The organism is Mordavella massiliensis (assembly GCF_016901695.1).
Lineage (GTDB): Bacteria > Bacillota > Clostridia > Lachnospirales > Lachnospiraceae > Claveliimonas > Claveliimonas massiliensis_A.
This window is the reverse complement of sequence record NZ_JACJKS010000092.1, coordinates 1-311: the sequence shown is the minus strand read 5'-3', so window position 1 is coordinate 311 and position 311 is coordinate 1. Positions and strand designations below refer to the sequence as shown.

Sequence of the window (311 nt, the reverse complement as noted above, 5' to 3'; positions counted from 1 at the left end):
CCTTGATTTCCAGAGCTTTACCGTCTTTTCTAACGCTGATGTCGTAAATGGACAGCAGGCCCGGCAGTTCTTCTTTCAGTTCCGGACGGCTTCCCAGCACGCTTTCCTGTGCAATGGTGTCGGCATAAAGCTCTGCACCCTCTGGCACTCCATCGGTCAGGGAGATGGAAACACCGGTTTCGGAAGCAGTCAGATCTTTGGCGCCAGTATCCTCACCAGGTTTTGTTCCAGGATCAGTGCCCGGATCGGTAGAAGTCCCGGACGGGGATACTTTGATCACATCATTGGTGCAGTAGTAGCTATACATGCCG

1 protein-coding gene is annotated in these 311 nt (G+C 53.1%); it reads right to left on the bottom strand.

Annotated features, from left to right (window positions below):
• On the bottom strand, positions 1 to 311 hold a 311-nt coding region (locus H6A20_RS14110; protein ID WP_204907551.1), incomplete at both ends, for a hypothetical protein.